The sequence below is a fragment of the Jeotgalibacillus sp. ET6 genome, from assembly GCF_029667115.1.
Classification (GTDB): Bacteria; Bacillota; Bacilli; order Bacillales; family Jeotgalibacillaceae; genus Jeotgalibacillus.
Map to the genome: position 1 here is coordinate 736429 of NZ_JARUIU010000001.1, position 16903 is coordinate 753331.

General features: G+C 42.1%; 17 protein-coding genes. All 17 read right to left on the reverse strand.

Annotation, left to right across the window (positions count from 1 at the left end):
• Positions 1 to 123 precede the first annotated feature (123 nt).
• Positions 124 to 1089, reverse strand: coding sequence for a PhoH family protein (locus P6709_RS03760; RefSeq protein ID WP_278239540.1), 966 nt, complete (start codon positions 1087 to 1089; stop codon positions 124 to 126).
• Positions 1086 to 2267 carry a sporulation protein YqfD gene (locus P6709_RS03765; RefSeq protein ID WP_278239541.1) on the reverse strand — a complete coding sequence of 394 codons (1182 nt, stop codon included), beginning with the start codon at positions 2265 to 2267 and terminating at the stop codon, positions 1086 to 1088. The genes P6709_RS03760 and P6709_RS03765 overlap by 4 nt, the downstream gene beginning before the upstream one ends.
• Positions 2264 to 2563 (reverse strand): sporulation protein YqfC, encoded by a 300-nt coding sequence (gene yqfC, locus P6709_RS03770; protein ID WP_278239542.1) that lies wholly within the window; start codon positions 2561 to 2563, stop codon positions 2264 to 2266. Before yqfC ends, P6709_RS03765 begins: the two co-directional genes overlap by 4 nt.
• Positions 2564 to 2620: 57 nt before the next feature.
• A complete protein-coding gene (locus P6709_RS03775; protein WP_278239543.1) occupies positions 2621 to 3145 on the reverse strand; it encodes a hypothetical protein in 525 nt (174 codons plus the stop codon).
• Positions 3146 to 3208: 63 nt separating this feature from the next.
• Positions 3209 to 4192, reverse strand: a complete 984-nt coding sequence (floA, locus tag P6709_RS03780) for a flotillin-like protein FloA (protein WP_041059438.1) — start codon at positions 4190 to 4192, stop codon at positions 3209 to 3211.
• Positions 4193 to 4209: 17 nt separating this feature from the next.
• The gene (locus tag P6709_RS03785; protein ID WP_278239544.1) at positions 4210 to 5526 is read right to left on the reverse strand and encodes an NfeD family protein; all 1317 of its coding nucleotides are present in this window, start codon (positions 5524 to 5526) and stop codon (positions 4210 to 4212) included.
• Between the two features lie 190 nt (positions 5527 to 5716).
• Positions 5717 to 6163: a GatB/YqeY domain-containing protein gene (locus P6709_RS03790; protein ID WP_278239545.1), complete on the reverse strand. Its 447-nt coding sequence runs from the start codon at positions 6161 to 6163 to the stop codon at positions 5717 to 5719.
• Positions 6164 to 6185: 22 nt separating this feature from the next.
• Complete coding sequence (gene rpsU / locus P6709_RS03795; protein WP_041059446.1) at positions 6186 to 6359, reverse strand: 30S ribosomal protein S21; 174 nt, start codon at positions 6357 to 6359, stop codon at positions 6186 to 6188.
• 224 nt (positions 6360 to 6583) lie between these two features.
• Complete coding sequence (gene deoC / locus P6709_RS03800; RefSeq protein WP_278239546.1) at positions 6584 to 7249, reverse strand: deoxyribose-phosphate aldolase; 666 nt, start codon at positions 7247 to 7249, stop codon at positions 6584 to 6586.
• Positions 7250 to 7476: 227 nt separating this feature from the next.
• Positions 7477 to 8820 (reverse strand): tRNA (N(6)-L-threonylcarbamoyladenosine(37)-C(2))-methylthiotransferase MtaB, encoded by a 1344-nt coding sequence (gene mtaB, locus P6709_RS03805; RefSeq protein WP_278239547.1) that lies wholly within the window; start codon positions 8818 to 8820, stop codon positions 7477 to 7479.
• A 4-nt stretch (positions 8821 to 8824) separates the two neighbouring features.
• On the reverse strand, positions 8825 to 9577 hold the full coding sequence (locus tag P6709_RS03810; protein ID WP_278239548.1) for a 16S rRNA (uracil(1498)-N(3))-methyltransferase: 753 nt from the start codon (positions 9575 to 9577) through the stop codon (positions 8825 to 8827).
• A gap of 2 nt (positions 9578 to 9579) precedes the next feature.
• On the reverse strand, positions 9580 to 10539 hold the full coding sequence (prmA, locus tag P6709_RS03815) for a 50S ribosomal protein L11 methyltransferase (RefSeq protein ID WP_278239549.1): 960 nt from the start codon (positions 10537 to 10539) through the stop codon (positions 9580 to 9582).
• Positions 10540 to 10560: 21 nt separating this feature from the next.
• On the reverse strand, positions 10561 to 11682 hold the full coding sequence (gene dnaJ / locus P6709_RS03820; protein WP_278239550.1) for a molecular chaperone DnaJ: 1122 nt from the start codon (positions 11680 to 11682) through the stop codon (positions 10561 to 10563).
• Positions 11683 to 11871: 189 nt separating this feature from the next.
• Positions 11872 to 13707: a molecular chaperone DnaK gene (gene dnaK, locus P6709_RS03825; RefSeq protein ID WP_278239551.1), complete on the reverse strand. Its 1836-nt coding sequence runs from the start codon at positions 13705 to 13707 to the stop codon at positions 11872 to 11874.
• Between the two features lie 35 nt (positions 13708 to 13742).
• Entirely contained in the window at positions 13743 to 14306 is a 564-nt protein-coding gene (gene grpE / locus P6709_RS03830; protein ID WP_278239552.1) for a nucleotide exchange factor GrpE, read from the reverse strand.
• A 279-nt stretch (positions 14307 to 14585) separates the two neighbouring features.
• Positions 14586 to 15629, reverse strand: a complete 1044-nt coding sequence (gene hrcA, locus P6709_RS03835) for a heat-inducible transcriptional repressor HrcA (protein WP_278239553.1) — start codon at positions 15627 to 15629, stop codon at positions 14586 to 14588.
• 81 nt (positions 15630 to 15710) lie between these two features.
• On the reverse strand, positions 15711 to 16856 hold the full coding sequence (gene hemW / locus P6709_RS03840) for a radical SAM family heme chaperone HemW (RefSeq protein WP_278239554.1): 1146 nt from the start codon (positions 16854 to 16856) through the stop codon (positions 15711 to 15713).
• Positions 16857 to 16903 lie beyond the last annotated feature (47 nt).

Consider the following 16903-nt stretch of genomic DNA (forward strand, 5'->3'; position numbering starts at 1 on the left):
TTATGTATAATTAAGGGACCCTTTTAAACTTCTAAATCATGCCATTCTTTATTAAGTATAGCAGAAATATCTTCAATAAAAATGAAAAGTCTGTCCTGCTTGGAAAAAAGCAGGACAGACTTTTTACTTCTCTTCTTTTTGCTCGTAAGCTCCGATAATCTTTCCGACAAGTGGATGCCTGACCACATCGGCCTGTTCAAGATAATTAAAAGATATGCCCTGAACATTTTTTAAAATCTTTTGTGCTGCTACCAGGCCTGATTCCATACCCTTTGGCAGATCCACCTGACTCTGGTCACCGGTGATGACCATTTTTGAACCAAATCCAAGTCGAGTTAAAAACATTTTCATTTGAGCTCTTGTCGTGTTCTGTGCTTCGTCTAATATAACAAAAGCATCATCCAGCGTTCGCCCCCTCATATAAGCAAGAGGTGCGATTTCAATTATTCCTCTTTCAATCAGCCTTTGAGTATGGTCCGCTCCCAATACATCATTTAACGCGTCGTAAAGAGGTCTGAGGTACGGGTCCACTTTTTCTTTTAGATCTCCGGGAAGGAAACCGAGACTTTCACCTGCTTCCACCGCTGGTCTTGTGAGAATAATTCTCTGAACATTATTTTTCTTTAAAGCATTTACAGCCATAACAACAGCCAGATACGTTTTTCCTGTACCAGCTGGTCCGATGCCGAAGACCATATCGTTTTTCTTAATTTCTTTTACATACTGCCGCTGCCCCATCGTTTTTGCACGAATGGATTTTCCTTTAACACTTTTAGTGATTTCTTCATCATAAATTTCATCAAAATATTCTATTGTACCCCTTAAGGCCATTTGAGTCGCATAAATCACGTCGCGTTCACTTACTTGAATTCCTTTGCGGATCACACTCAATAATTGATTAACCACCTGCTGGGCTTGTTCTGTTTTCTCTTTCGCTCCGGTTATTCGTATGGTTTCACCACGGGAAAGAAGAGTAACATCAAGTTCATTTTCAATTGTCTTTAAATGTGTATCGGATGTGCCAAACAAAGAAACAGCTTCATTTGGGTCTTCCAATGGTAAATCGATCGTGATACGTTCATCAGTCATTCGCGTGTCTCCTCGCTAAAAGGTTGTACTTTTGCTATGTCCTCTATTGCTTGAAAATAGATGGTTAACTTTACTTTACCATTGTCAATTTGTTCATGCAAAAATTTTTCCTGTTTAATACTGCCACTTCCTCCTATTAGCGATAAAACTTCTTCTCTTGCCACTTTCAGAGCTACCTCTCTGGCAGTCTCCCGGTCAACTTTTGTATTCGTCCTTTCCGTTTCATAAATATGAATGGTTTTTTTCTGGGCAGGGAGATGGACACCAGCTACTTTGATTTCATCTATCTTTGTTTCTTCAATTGCCTCCTCAAATGAGGTTCTTGAAAAAGATACAGGCGGGGTTGTCCAGTTAAACAATTGAAGCGACCATTTTCTTTTATAATTACCGGTTAGCGTTTCTCTTACAAGCTTATCAGGAACCGTTACATTTACTTCATACCATGTTTCAGCCATGACAACTCCCTTGGACGGAACCGGTTTCTTGTCTTCTTCTCTTCCTACAAGGCCTGATACGATCAGCTGTCCTTTTTTCACTACACTATTTACATTTTCAACTGCTTGTCCCGACTCAATCTGCATCGATTGAATCGTACCTTTTTTTGCTGCAACTATATGGGAAGGGGGAAATTTTTCAGTTTGAGTGCTTCCTTTTTTTTCTTTTAAATGAACGATCAGCTTGGTGCCCTGCCACTCAAGCCCCATCCATGAAAGTTGTTCTACCTCTTTGTACAGGACGGGTGATAGTTGATTTTCCAGAGGGAGCGACTGTTTATAAGTTCCAGGTGTAAAGCCCAGCTTTCTTAAAGCAATTTCGACTTCCTGCCTTATTTCAGGAGTGGCACCCTGCATTTCAACAGACCAAAGAAATCTCGTACTTGCCATTACAATCACAATTGCAATCAACAGCCACAAAATAAAAGAACGGAATTTAAATGCATTCTCAAGCTCATAAGCAAGTCCCGTTCCTTTTTTCAGGCTGACCTTGCATCCTGTTTTAAAGACCGCTTTACGGATATGAGAAAGCTCATGCAGGGAAATATAAAAATGAATTTCTTCTTCTCCAGATGAAGTTATAGAATGAAGAACAACTGATTGCTGGTGAAGTCTTTGAAGCACCACTGGATATCCTTTTCCTTTTACGGTAACACCGATCGTTCCAGGTAATGTTGGTTTCATACGCCTTCTCCACCTTGCTGCCGGTTATAAATAATTTCAGACACATTCCCTTTTATGGTCATCTCATCTTGAAGCATAGATTGTATTTGCAGAGAATCTCCATTGATTTCAACAAGTCCGTCAAATACTTTTACAACAATACACTGATGCTCTACCTTCAATAACCCTTTATGATTTTCAATATGCAGAAGAAAGGAACCGATCCATGTCACTCTTGGCAGATCGAGCAGTATATCATCAGGAAGTTGAAGGGTACTGCCTATCCAATGTTTCGTACGTGTCAGCCACCTAGACATAAAAAAGCCCCCCTCTCTTTTCATCTATATGAAAAGAAAAGGGGGCTCATAACTATTTTAGCGAGTCAGCCTCTTTGAATGTGAATTTTTTGCTCTCGGCGGTCCTAAAATTTCAGCCAGGACAATACCGTTTACAATATCTTTTTCTTTAAGTCCATTTTTAATGGACAGTTCTTCAACTTTTGGTGCAGCAGCCGTGGCAGCTGCCTTCTTTTGATTGCTGCCGCGTCCGGGTCGAGCCTGTTCGATGCTGACAGTTAAATCAGCCGCAGGAGTCTCAATTTTCTCATTTCGCTGAGGTTTAGCTGCTTCGATATCACTTCTTTGACGCTGATATTCTGAAGCTAAATCTTTTGCCCTGCGATCAAAAGCTTCACGGGCGTTTTTAACCCGGTCTTTTCTGGGCTCACGCTCCGCTTCAGCTGCAGTTTGGTGTGATTCAGTCTGCTGTCCGGCCGGGTTTTGACGCTGTTGAGAAGAAGGCCGCTGCTGTGTTTGCGTTTGCTGCTCTTCTCCTTTTTTCTTTTGATTCCCGATCCAGCTGACAATACCAGCAAGAATTGCCATAATAATAAGTTCCATGGAGGCACCCTCCCTTTTAGGATCTATAGGATCTTTTGTCAGCAGAATAATGCGGACATTCGATTATTTTTCCTTTTTATCGCCTGAGAGTTTGCCAATGGAGTCACGCATATCTGTGTCAGCATCAATATTTTTAATGTTCATATAGTCCATAACACCAATATTGCCTTCACGCAGTGCTTCAGCCATCGCTAAAGGAACTTCTGCTTCTGCTTCCACAACTTTTGCTCTCATTTCTTCTACGCGGGCTCGCATTTCCTGTTCCTGTGCAACAGCCATCGCGCGGCGTTCTTCTGCTTTTGCCTGAGCAATATTTTTATCAGCCTCTGCCTGCTCTGTTTGAAGCTCTGCCCCGATATTTTTACCGATGTCAACGTCGGCAATATCAATCGAAAGAATTTCAAACGCAGTTCCCGAGTCAAGACCTTTTCCAAGAACGGTTTGTGAAATCAAATCTGGATTCTCAAGTACTTTTTTGTGATTATCGCTTGAACCGATCGTACTGACAATCCCCTCGCCAACTCGGGCTACAATAGTGTCTTCACCAGCTCCCCCGACCAGACGTTCAATGTTTGCACGAACTGTAATTCTGGCTTTGGCTTTTACCTCAATTCCATCCATTGCCACACCGGCAATAAATGGCGTTTCAATTACTTTAGGATTTACACTCATCTGTACGGCCTGCAGCACGTCACGGCCTGCAAGATCAATCGCAGCACAACGTTCAAACGCCAGCTCAATATTTGCACGCTGAGCAGCGATCAGAGCGTTTACAACCCGGTCTACGTTACCACCCGCAAGGTAATGGCTTTCAAGCTGATTAATCGTGACATCCACACCTGCTTTTGATGCTTTAATCATTGGATTAATGACTCTATTCGGAATAACCCGTCTTAATCTCATCCCCACTAAAGTAAAGATGCTTACCTTTACTCCTGCCGCAAGGGCTGAAATCCACAGCATTACCGGCACGAATGTAAATAATACGCTTAGCGCGATAACAACTGCAATGATAATGACAACCAACATAATAGCTTCTGTTCCCATTTACTGATCCACTCCTTTTACTCTGCTTCCCGGACAACAATCCGCGAGCCTTCCACTTTTACTACCTTGACTTGCTTTTCTTTGTCAATGTAGCCGCCTTCGGTCACTGCGTCGATACGTTCATCATCTATAACAATCGTCCCTGAAGGACGAAGTGGAGTTCTTGTTACACCTGTTTTTCCAATAAGCTCAAGTCTGTTCACATTGGAAACATATCCGCTTTCGGTATTCGTTGAATCACTTAAAATAATTCGTTTTAATACGTGAAGATTTTTACCGAGAAATTTCACCATAACCACCATCCCGATTACAGCCACCAGCAACGCAATGGAGAGGGCTATACCCATATACACAACGCTGTCGCCGGATAGCAAGATACTTGCAACGATTGCAGTTAATCCAAGTATGCCCAGAATACCGCCCGGGACGAAAAATTCAGCAATGATTAATGCAATTCCAATTAAAAATAATATCAGCACTTCAAACCCTGCCAAACCTGCTACTAAGTGGCCAAAGAAAAACATCATCATGGCACTCAACCCCATTATACCTGCTACACCGAAGCCAGGAGAATATAATTCAACGACTAATCCTATGCTTGCAATGGAAAGAAGTATGGGTACAATAATCGGGTTAGTTATAAAGCGCGCCACATTCTCCAGAAAACTTGGCTCTATGCTGCGCACCTCTGCATTTTCCAATCCAATTTTTGAAAGCACGCCTTCAAGATCATTGACAGTTCCATTCGAATAGCCTGCCTCCAGCGCCTGCTCGTCTGTTAATGTCAGCAGTCTTCCTTCTGGAGCATTGTATTCAGGCAGATCGATGGTTTCATCCACCATTGCCTGAGCAATTTGAACATCCCGGCCTTCTTTTGATTGGGCTGCATTAGTCATCGAAGAGAACCATGAGCTTCTTGCTTTTTCATCTGCCATATTGCCTGCAGCATCAATGACTGCTGCTGCCCCCATTTTTCCATCAGGAGTCATGTAGATTTCCTGGGCATACAGCGCAATGAAAGCGCCTGCAGAAATGGCATCATCATTCACAAATGCCACCGTCTTCAATTCTGTCTCGCGTAACGTTCTGGCAATTTCTTGAGCAGCATTGACTGCTCCGCCTGGTGTATTTATGTCAAATATAATAGCGTCGGCACCGGCTTCTTCAGCATCCGTAATCGCACGGTCAAGAAAGGAGGCCAGCCCCCGTTCCACTTCTTTTTCCAGCGGGACAACGTACACAACCTCATCTGCTGCCTGAGCTGGTTGAAAAGGTAAAAATAGTGAAAGAAAGAATGCAGCGGCAAGAAAAATGACTGTTCCTTTACGAATCATTTTCAACCTCCTTTCTTAAATATACTGTCGCTTATCTTACATACGAGTGAGACAATAAAAAGTTTCAAAAAATATAAAAAAAGCCTCTCCTACATTGTGCACCAACAGCTGGAAAATAATCAAGCCGTGATGGGTTATCCATCACGGCTTGTTAGTTAAACTGATGTCACAAATAGGTGATCAGCTTTTTTTATGATAAGTGTTTAAGGACTAGAGCGTTCACTCTTCCTCCATCAGCCTTGCCTTTTACTTTAGGCATAATGGCACTCATAACCTTGCCCATATCAGCTCTTGAAGAAGCGTTTGTTTCAGTAATCGTTTCCTGAACGACTGCCTCAAGCTCTTCTTCTGTCAGCTGCTGCGGCATGTAGGTTTCAATTAATGCAATTTCGGATTCAAGTTTTTCAGCGAGATCCTCTCGGCCTGCAGCTTTAAACTCCTGGTATGAGTCTTTCCGCTGCTTTAATTCACGAGAAAGTACAGTTAACGCTTCGTCATCACTCAGTTCCTGCCGTCCGAGTTTATATCCCTCATTTTGCATAGAAGCTTTGACCATACGAATAACGGAAAGATTATCTCTTTCTTTGTTTTTCATCGCTGTTAACATGTCCTTGTTAAGACGCTCAAGAAGACTCAATACCGGCACCCTCTATTCTTAATTAGAACTTACGCTTTCTTGCTGCTTCAGACTTTTTCTTACGCTTCACGCTTGGCTTTTCATAGAATTCACGCTTTCTGAACTCTTGTAAAGTACCAGCCTTTGATGTAGTCTTTTTGAAGCGGCGAAGAGCATCTTCAAGCGATTCGTTTTTGCGAACAACTGTTCTTGACATCTCTCTTTCCCTCCCTCCGAACACACTACACTTACAAGTTCAAGCAAAGAGAACAACAAAAGCTATCCTTCATTGCATGCAGTAAGATAGGGATACTTACTGGCATTCACGGGCAATATCCCATGTACTTATCTAGTATAATATAATGGGTTGTTTCGGTCAACCATATTTAATACAAAACAGCGAAGGAATCCAATTAAGAAATATCAGAAGCAGTAACAATTTTAGTAATCGCTGTCCGCCGTTAATCCTTGGAGAATTTTAACGCCTGAACTTGCTCCGATCCGTGTTGCACCGGCTTCGACCATATTCGAGGCATCTTCCGTTGAACGCACACCGCCTGAAGCTTTGACTCCAATATCAGGACCCACTGTTTTTCTCATAAGTTGAATGTCTTCTATTGTAGCGCCGCCTGTTGAAAACCCTGTAGATGTTTTAACAAAATCGGCGCCAGCTTTGACTGCAAGCTCACACGCGATAACTTTTTCTTCGTCTGTAAGCAGAGACGTCTCTATAATTACTTTAGTCAGCGCTTTCCCTTTAGCAGCAGCTGTCACAGCTTGAATGTCCTGCTGTACCGCTTCATACTGGCCGCTTTTCAGTGCACCGATATTGATGACCATGTCAACTTCAGAAGCTCCGTCTTCTATTGCCTGCTTCGTTTCAAAAGCTTTGGTTTCTGTTGCTGAAGCGCCTAGTGGAAAACCAATCACTGTACAAACTTTTACATCTGTTTTATGAAGAATTTCACTTGATAAACGTACCCATGAAGGATTTACACAAACTGACATAAATCCATATTCACTTGCCTCTTCACAAAGTGCAGTAACCTGTTCTTTCGTTGCCTCCGGTTTAAGCAAAGTATGATCAATCATTTTTGCAATATTCATAATTAAAATCAGTCTCCTTTGATTAGATGTCCGTACCTATTATACCATTTGAAATGTGAATAAGCCATTAATGAAAACATTGCCAGAACGAATCGATTGAATACAAAAAAGAGCCTGGACACGAAAATGTGTCTCAAGCTCTTTGACCGATTCATCGTACTTCAAGGAAACGGCACTGCAGGGAGGAGGCTCGAGCCTCCTCCCTATAAAGCAAATCAATTTTCAAGCTAGTTCATAACCAGAGAATCTGTCTCAATCACACGTACAAATTCAGCCTTATTGTAAGGATAGCCTGCTTCACTGATTTTAACTTTAACCAATTTGCCAACCATCTCTTCCGTTGCTGGAAAAACAACCTTCAGATAATTGTCGGTATATCCTACAAAAAGATTTTCTTCTGACGCTTCTTTAAATAGTTCTTCCGGAATGACTTCAAGGATTTCATTTTCAAAATGAGATGCATATTCTTTGGCAAGCTGATTTGAAAGTTCAATCAACCGGTGAACCCGCTCATTTTTTACTTCTTCGTCTACCTGATCATCCATTCGCGCCGCAGGAGTGCCTGTTCTTTTGGAATAAGGAAAAACATGCAGCTCTGAAAATTTCTGATCATTAATAAAATTAAAGGTTTCCATAAACTCTTCTTCCGTTTCACCAGGAAAACCGACAATGACATCAGAAGTAACCGCCAGACCCGGCAGCGCTTTTTTCAGCTTTTCCAGTCTCTCTGCAAAAAACTCCATTGTATATTTTCGGCGCATTCTTTTTAAAACTGTGTTGGAACCGGACTGAAGCGGAATATGAAGGTGACGGACTACCATATTGGAACGATCAATCACATCAATTACTTCGTCAGTCAGCTGACTTGCTTCAATCGACGATATACGTATTCTTTTAAGCCCTTTAACTTCCTTTTCAAGATCCGTTAACAGCATGGCAAGATTGTAGTCTTTCATGTCTTCCCCGTACCCGCCTGTGTGAATGCCTGTGAGAACAATTTCTTTATAGCCTGCATCCACTAGCTGTTGAGCCTGGTGTAGAACTTCTTTTGGATCTCTTGACCGCATAAGTCCCCGCGCCCAGGGGATAATGCAAAATGTACAGAAATTGTTGCAGCCCTCCTGAATTTTCAGGGAAGCACGCGTCCGGTCTGTAAAAGCAGGAACATCAAGCTCCTCGTAAACCCGGTTTTTCATAATATTTGTTACACCATTTATTGGCTTTCGTTCATTTTTGTACTGCTCAATATACTCGAGCATTTTCGTACGGTCCTGCGTACCTACTACCACATCTACGCCTGGGATTGCCATAATTTCAGCAGGGGAGGTCTGTGCATAACAACCTGTCACACAAATGACCGCATCCGGGTTTTTCCTGATGGCCCGTCTAATCACCTGACGACTCTTTTTATCGCCGGTATTCGTTACAGTACATGTATTAATTACATACACATCCGAGGAATGATCATATTCCACACGATCATATCCATTGGATTTAAATAGCTGCCAGATGGCTTCTGTTTCATAATGATTTACTTTACATCCTAGTGTATGAAAAGCAACTGTAGCCATTATTTCACCTCATTAACTCAAATTGATACGAGATAGCCGCAAGCGCGTAAAGCGGAGCCGTCTCGCTTCTTAATATTCTCGGTCCAAACCCGCAGCTTACAGCCCCAATTTCTTCAAGCTGGTTCACTTCCTTTTCAGAAAGCCCGCCTTCCGGACCTACTACCACTAAAATGGACTGTCCGTGAGAAACTGCACCCAGTGCTTTTGCAAAGGAAGAAAGATCCCCTTGCTTTGCCTGTTCCTCGTAAGCAACAATGATTGAATCAAATGACTCGGCAGTTTTCAGCAATTCATTAAAGGGTTGGGGTTTTTCTACCTGGGGCAAATGAAGTCTATGTGACTGCTCAGCTGCCTCTTTCGTAATTTTGTTCCATCGATCTACTTTTTTTGAGCCTTTTTTTTCATCCCACTTTACAATGGAACGCGCTGCCAGAAAAGGAATCAAGGAATAGGCGCCAAGTTCGGTTGACTTTTGTATGACCAGCTCAAACTTATCGCCTTTTGGCAGTCCGTGAGCGATGGATACATTGACAGGCAGCTCCGGTGAATGCTCTAAATAGTTTTCTGCACAACACAGCACCTTCAATTTATCCAGTTTGACAATCCTGCAGGCAGCAGCCGTTTTATTTTTAAATACAGCAATAAATGCACTGTCCGCCTGCATTCTCATTACATTGGCCATATGATGAGCATCCTCACCACTTATCGTAAACAGGCCTTCTTCATTGGGAAACTCCTGGACAAAATATCGTTGCATAATCAGTTTTCGCGCACGATTTCAGATGGTTTTTTAGCAATAATGGCTACCCAGTCCTCCATCGTCACGACCTCCTCGATTATGAATCCTGCTTGGGTAAGTTTATCTTTTACAAGCTGTTTTTTAGCCTGGATAATACCGGATGTTATGAATGTTCCACCCGGTGCTGTAAGTTTAAAAGCATCATCGGCAAACAGGAGAATCACTTCAGCTAAAATATTTGCCACAATGACTTCCGCTTCTTCAGTTTGTTCATTTAGCAGGTTGCCCTGAGTAACAGTCACCTTGTGGGAAACACTGTTTAATTCAATATTCTGCCTTGCAGCAGTAACAGCTACATCGTCCAAATCCAGTGCACGTATATGTTCTGCTTCAAGAAGGGCTGAAGCAATTGAGAGGACACCGGAGCCTGTGCCGACATCAATAACCCTGTCGCCTTTTTTCACTGTCCGTTCAAGCGCCTGGATACACATAACCGTCGTAGGGTGCGTACCGGTGCCAAAAGCCATGCCCGGATCAAGTTCTATAATTAATTCGTCACTTGAAACCGGCTCATACTCTTCCCACGTTGGGACAATCGTAAAAGTGGAAGAGATCTTGACCGGATTATAATATTTTTTCCAGGCAGTAGCCCATTCTTCCTCGTTTACTTCACTGATTTCCACTTTATTTTCACCAATGTCAATATCAAAGGAAACCAGATTGCTGACTGCTGTTTTAATACCGTCCACCGTTTCAGCCAGAAAACTGTTCACGGATACGTACGCTTTAACAACTACGCCTTTGTCGGGGTAATCCTCGGGATCAAGCTGGTAGATTTCACCGAATCTGTCCATTCGTTCTTTTGTAAGTTCTCTCGGATCTTCAATCACTACTCCGCTGGCTCCAGCTTCATGTAAAATATTCGAAATTGGCTCAATCGCTTCGTTTGTTGTATGGATGCTTATTTCAGACCATCTCATTCTACCAACTCCATTCCCAGTTTACTCACCCTTGAATGCGCGCTTTACTTTATCAAAAAAACCATCATGCTGTTCGTCCGGAACATCACCACTGATATCAGCAAATTCTCTCAGCAGATCCTTTTGTTTTTCTGTCAGTTTTTTTGGTGTGATGACTTTTACGCGTATATGCTGATCACCTGTACCGTATCCATGTACATTTTTTACACCTTTTCCTTTTAATCGGAAGGCTGTGCCTGACTGGGTTCCTGCTGGCAGTTTCCATTTCACTTTGCCGTGAATCGTTGGGACTTCAAGTTCATCACCTAATGCAGCTTGAGCAAATGTAATGGGCATATCAAGGTAAATATCGTCGCCTTCACGTTCAAATATCTCATGTGCTCTTACTCTGAATACCACATATAAATCCCCTGCAGGTCCACCGTTAATCCCCGGTTCACCCTGTCCGCCTACTCTCATTTGCTGGCCATCATCTACGCCGGCAGGAATTTTAACATGTATTTTCTTGCGTTTTTGCACTTTACCTGAGCCGCTGCAGGTTGAACATTTATCTTTAACAATTTTTCCTGAACCTTCACAATAATGACATACTCTTCGATTCACGATTCTTCCGAACGGAGTCTGCTGTTCAACGTTAAGCTGACCTGCTCCTTTACAATGCTGGCATGTTTCTGGTTTTGTGCCTGGTTTTGCTCCGCTGCCATCACATGTCTCACAGGTTTCTTCCCTTGGGATTTCAATATCCGTTTCTTTTCCAAACACTGCATCATTGAAAGTAATCGTCATTGTATACTGAAGATCATTCCCTTGTCTTGGGGCATTTGGATCACGCTGTCTTCCACCGCCGCCGAAAAACGAACTGAAAATGTCCTCAAATCCACCGAAGCCTTCAAAGCCTGCTCCACCGCCGCCAAAGCCCTGATTAGGGTCTGTATGGCCAAACTGATCATAGTGAGCACGCTTTTGATCATCACTTAAGTTTTCATAGGCTGTTTTGATTTCTTTAAATTTATCACCAGCATCTGCATCTTTATTAATGTCCGGATGATACTTTTTTGATAAGCGTCTGTACGCTTTTTTAATTTCTTCTTTTGAAGCACTTTCTGAAACACCAAGCACTTCATAAAAATCTCGTTTACTCATCATCTGCACACTCCCGGGTCCTTTTACATGAAGGTTATTTTATCACTACACTGCTCTTCTGTACAATGGCTTCTCTTTAAGTGTGAATATTTTAATAATTCACCTTTTCAATTCTTCGGTTTTTGCTTCAAGAAAAAAGCCAAAGCCATGCAAACTGCGGCTTTGACTTTTCCCTATACTGGCTATAAATTATTTTTTATCTTCGTCTACTTCTTCAAAATCTGCATCTACAACATCGTCATCTTTAGATCCTGCTTCTCCGCCTGCAGCCTGTTGCTCCGCTTCAGCTTTTTTTGCAGCTTCTTCATACATTTTCATTGTTAGTGCCTGGATAATTTCCTGAAGAGACTCTTTTTTCGTTTTAATTTCTTCGTATTCGTTTTTCTCAATCGCTTCTTTCAACTCGTCGCGAGCTGCTTCTGCTTTTTTCTTCTCATCCTCGTCAACATTGTCACCAAGGTCAGCAAGCGTTTTATCTGTTTGGAAGACCAGTTGATCAGCTTCGTTTCGTACCTCAGCTTCTTCTTTGCGAGCCTTATCAGCATCGGCATTTTCTTCAGCTTCTTGTACCATACGCTCGATCTCTTCATCAGATAACCCGGTTGACGATTTAATCGTGATGGTTTGTTCTTTACCTGTGCCAAGATCTTTAGCACTTACGTTAACAATACCATTTTTATCAATGTCAAATGTTACTTCGATTTGAGGTACGCCGCGTGGTGCTGGCGGAATGTCCCCAAGCTGGAAACGTCCAAGCGTTTTGTTGTCTGCTGCCATAGGGCGTTCACCCTGCAATACGTGAATATCTACAGCGTTTTGATTATCGGCAGCTGTTGAGAATGTTTGAGATTTAGAAGTCGGAATCGTTGTATTCCGTTCAATCAGCTTCGTTGAAACGCCGCCCATTGTTTCAATTCCAAGAGAAAGTGGGGTTACATCCAGAAGAACAACGTCTTTTACATCTCCTGTAAGAACTCCGCCCTGAATTGCAGCACCCATCGCTACAACTTCATCAGGATTTACACCTTGAGAAGGCTCTTTTCCTGTTTCTTTGCGAATTGCTTCCTGAACTGCAGGAATTCGTGTTGAACCGCCCACAAGAATGACTTTGTCGATCTCAGAAGAAGACAATCCAGCATCTTTAATTGCCTGACGCGTAGGTCCCATTGTACGTTCTACTAGTTTTGATGAAAGTTCATCAAATTTAGCGCGTGTTAAATTCAGTTCCAGGTGAAGTGGTCCTGCTTCTCCGGCAGTGATAAATGGCAGTGAGATTTGAGTAGATGTAACACCTGAAAGGTCTTTTTTTGCTTTTTCAGCTGCATCCTTCAAACGCTGAAGAGCCATTTTATCTTTAGAAAGATCAATGCCGTTATCTTTCTTGAATTCTGCAACTAAGTGATCGATGATGACCTGATCAAAGTCATCTCCTCCAAGACGGTTGTCACCAGCTGTTGAACGGACTTCAAATACACCATCTCCAAGTTCAAGCAGGGATACGTCAAATGTTCCGCCGCCAAGATCGTAAACAAGGATCGTCTGGTCCTGGTCCATTTTATCAAGCCCGTAAGCAAGTGCTGCTGCAGTCGGCTCGTTGATAATACGCTCCACTTCAAGGCCTGCAATTTTACCTGCATCCTTTGTAGCTTGACGTTCTGCATCGTTGAAGTAAGCAGGAACTGTGATAACCGCTTTTGTTACTTCTTCTCCAAGATAGCTTTCAGCATATGATTTCATGTATTGCAGGATCATTGCAGAAATTTCCTGTGGAGAATATTCTTTTCCTTCAACTTCTACTTTGTGATTTGTACCCATATGTCTTTTAATTGACATAATCGTATTTGGATTCGTAATAGCCTGGCGCTTGGCTACTTCCCCTACCTGCTTTTCGCCGTTTTTAAACGCCACAACAGAAGGTGAAGTGCGGTTACCCTCAGGATTTGCAATTACTTTTGGCTCTCCGCCTTCTAAAATAGAGACACAAGAGTTTGTTGTTCCTAAATCGATTCCAATAATTTTACTCATAACGTAAATTACCTCCTAATCAGTATGTAACGAAATTATTCGTTTACTTTTACCATTGATGGACGGATTACCCGGTCTTTTAGCCGGTATCCTTTTTGGAATTCTTCCACTACAGTGTTTGACTCAACACCTTCTTCAGATACCTGCATTACAGCCTGATGGAGATTTGGGTCAAACGGCTGTCCAACCGCTTCAATGACTTCAAGTCCTTCTTCTTTTAATGCTTGAAGCAAACTTGAATGTACCATTTGCATCCCCTTAAGCAGGGAACCGGTTGAATCATCGGATGAATCTATTGTAAGCGCCCGTTCAAAATTATCCAAAGCAGGTAAAATATTCGTGATCAGACTTTGTGCACGATACTTTTCCTTGGCTTCTTCTTCTTTTTGAATACGGCGGCGGTAATTGTCAAAATCAGCACGCAAACGTAAATAACGGTTTTCGGCTTCTTCAGCCTTAGCTTGGAAGTCTATTTCAACTTCTTCACTTCCGCTTTCAACCACTTCCTCAGAAGACACTTCTGTTTCAATCGTCTCTTCTGTTTCGTGGGTTTGATCTTCGGCGTGTTCGCGATTTTTGATTTGTTCGTTCTCTGACATTTGTTTCACCTCCTTGAAATGACTCGTGTTTCTTAGCCAAACAACCTATTCCCTTATCTTTGAGCTTTAAACGTCGGATTTTAGGAGTCTGGGTCAGAAGTGTCTTAAACTTCAGACCCGTTCACTTCGCTTCAGATGGACACTTTCCACAGGGATGGCGCTGAGCCTTTTCATGTCCTTACCCTGTAAAGGCTCAAGCAATCGCTATATCCTGCAGGAGTGCTGCCTTCCGCTCCGCTCACGTTATATCATATCCTATCCTCTTTTAACAAGAGGATCTTACCTTTCCTGCGATTTGCCGTAAAGATTGGACAGAGCTTTTGATAAGTCACCACTGAGCATATTCAGCAGGCTGATCACTCTGGAATATTCCATTCTTGTAGGTCCTAATATAGCAAGAGAACCTTTTTGACCACTCGCAATGGGAAAAGTAGCCGTGATTAACGAGCAGTTTTCCATTGCTGCATTTTCATTTTCTTTTCCTATCTTCACTTGTATGCCAATTCCCTCGGCCGGACGGATTAAATTATATAAATTATCTTCTCGTTCAATCATATCCATGAGCAGTCTGAGTTTTTCAATGTCGCTGAATTCAGGCTGATTCATCATGTTCATTTTGCCGCCGAAAAATAATTTGTCATGAACCGGAACATTCATAATTTCCGCAAATGCCTGAAGCATTAAATCATAATTAGCAATGTGACGCTTAAGCAAGATGGCCATTTCTTTGTAAAGACGATCATGAAGCTCCATCAAAGGAGTACCGGCAAGACGGTCATTTAACAGGCGCACCATTTGCTCAATATCTTCCGCTTTCAAATCTTTTGGAAATGAAAAGCGACGGCTTTCCACATGGCCTGTATCTGTCACAATGATTGCGATGGCAGTGCCCTCAGACAGTGGAACCACTTGAATTTGCTTAACCCTGTTTTCCTGCTGGTTGGGGCCTAATACGATTGATGTATAATTCGTAAGTTCGGATAGGATTTTTGCTGACCGCTGTACAATATTTTCCATTTCAAATATTCTTTCCGCAAAAATCGAATGAATTTGCGAAATATCCTGCTGCTGCAGCGCTTGCGGCGACAGTAAATGGTCAACATAGAAACGGTATCCTTTCTCAGAAGGAACTCTGCCTGAAGAAGTATGTGTCTTTTCAATAAATCCCATTTCTTCCAAGTCAGACATCTCGTTTCGAACTGTAGCCGAACTGAATTGAATTTCATTCTTTTTCGATAGACTTCTCGAGCCCACAGGCTGAGCAGAACGAATAAAGTCATCAATGATCACTTGCAAAATAAGTAATTGTCGATCCGTTAGCATCGTTCATCACCCCTGTTAGCACTCTGTTAACACGAGTGCTAAATCTAACACTAACTTATCAAAACAGCCTTTACCTGTCAATTAGTTCGTTTCGATTATTCCTATAAAAGATTGAAAAACTTCATTCCCTAAAAACTTTCCCTTATGCGTCAGCATTAAATGGTCATTTTTAATTGTCAGGAGACCTTTATTTTGGGCATCCTCAACTGCCTTGTCAAAACGATTCAGTATCTCTTCATTATATCTTTCACTAAATTTAGCGATTGATACTCCGTTTGTTTTTCTCAAACCCAGAAACATTTCCTCTTCCATTTTTTCATGCAGGGGAACTTTTTGTTCATTTAAAGTAGGAAGGCTTCTGCTGCTAACCGCCTCCATATATTTTGATACGGGACCTATATTTGAGTACCTGGTTCCATTAACATAGCCGTGGGCGCCCGCACCAAATCCGTAGTATTCATCGTTATTCCAATAGACCAGATTGTGCCGGCTTTCATAGCCCTCTTTAGAAAAGTTGGAAATCTCGTATTGATTCAATCCTTTTTCTCTCATTTTTTTCATAAGCAATTCATACATGGCTGCTTCGGTTTCTTCACCAGGAAGAGGGAGCTTGCCTTTGCGCATGAGATTATAAAAGACTGTTTTAGGTTCAACAATTAATGAATAGCCTGAATAGTGCGGAAGGTCGAGCTCCAACGCCTTATCAAGCGTTTCTTCAAAATCATCAAGTGTTTGAGTAGGCAGTGCATATATTAAATCAATACTGATATTTGTAAACCCGGCTTGCTGGGCTTCCGTAATTGATCTGTACACATCTTTGCCCCGATGATTGCGCCCGATCTTATGAAGCAACTCATCATTATAAGATTGTACACCAAAACTTAACCGGTTTACTCCATATTTCCGGAGCACTTGTATCTTTTCTAACGATAGATCTCCAGGATTTGCTTCAAATGTATATTCGATGGTTGAACTAAAAGGCAGAATTTCCGAAATTCCCTTGCACAACTGTTCAAGCTGAATATGATCAAGCGCTGTTGGAGTCCCCCCGCCTACAAAAATACTTGTAAGAGGCTGCTGGTCCACATCTTTACGAAGTCTCATTTCATCAAGAAGCCGTTCAATGTATAAATCCACCGGCTGGTTTTTCATAAACACCTTGTTGAAATCACAGTAGTGGCATATATGGTGGCAAAAAGGGATATGAATATAAGCTGCTGTTGTCATGATTACACCTCTATTCATGCAAAAAGGGGATGAGTATCGCTTCATTA

Excerpts from the sequence above, each read along its gene's own strand:
- P6709_RS03810 (WP_278239548.1), bottom strand. The coding sequence starts at position 9,577 with ATGCAACGATATTTTGTCCAGGAGTTTCCCAATGAAGAAGGCCTGTTT.
- prmA (WP_278239549.1), bottom strand. The coding sequence starts at position 10,539 with ATGAGATGGTCTGAAATAAGCATCCATACAACAAACGAAGCGATTGAG.
- P6709_RS03760 (WP_278239540.1), bottom strand. The coding sequence starts at position 1,089 with ATGACTGATGAACGTATCACGATCGATTTACCATTGGAAGACCCAAAT.
- mtaB (WP_278239547.1), bottom strand. The coding sequence starts at position 8,820 with ATGGCTACAGTTGCTTTTCATACACTAGGATGTAAAGTAAATCATTAT.
- hemW (WP_278239554.1), bottom strand. The coding sequence starts at position 16,856 with ATGACAACAGCAGCTTATATTCATATCCCTTTTTGCCACCATATATGC.
- grpE (WP_278239552.1), bottom strand. The coding sequence starts at position 14,306 with ATGTCAGAGAACGAACAAATCAAAAATCGCGAACACGCCGAAGATCAA.
- P6709_RS03775 (WP_278239543.1), bottom strand. The coding sequence starts at position 3,145 with ATGGAACTTATTATTATGGCAATTCTTGCTGGTATTGTCAGCTGGATC.
- hrcA (WP_278239553.1), bottom strand. The coding sequence starts at position 15,629 with ATGCTAACGGATCGACAATTACTTATTTTGCAAGTGATCATTGATGAC.
- rpsU (WP_041059446.1), bottom strand. The coding sequence starts at position 6,359 with ATGTCAAGAACAGTTGTTCGCAAAAACGAATCGCTTGAAGATGCTCTT.
- yqfC (WP_278239542.1), bottom strand. The coding sequence starts at position 2,563 with ATGTCTAGGTGGCTGACACGTACGAAACATTGGATAGGCAGTACCCTT.
- floA (WP_041059438.1), bottom strand. The coding sequence starts at position 4,192 with ATGGGAACAGAAGCTATTATGTTGGTTGTCATTATCATTGCAGTTGTT.
- P6709_RS03765 (WP_278239541.1), bottom strand. The coding sequence starts at position 2,267 with ATGAAACCAACATTACCTGGAACGATCGGTGTTACCGTAAAAGGAAAA.
- P6709_RS03785 (WP_278239544.1), bottom strand. The coding sequence starts at position 5,526 with ATGATTCGTAAAGGAACAGTCATTTTTCTTGCCGCTGCATTCTTTCTT.
- deoC (WP_278239546.1), bottom strand. The coding sequence starts at position 7,249 with ATGAATATTGCAAAAATGATTGATCATACTTTGCTTAAACCGGAGGCA.
- dnaK (WP_278239551.1), bottom strand. The coding sequence starts at position 13,707 with ATGAGTAAAATTATTGGAATCGATTTAGGAACAACAAACTCTTGTGTC.
- dnaJ (WP_278239550.1), bottom strand. The coding sequence starts at position 11,682 with ATGAGTAAACGAGATTTTTATGAAGTGCTTGGTGTTTCAGAAAGTGCT.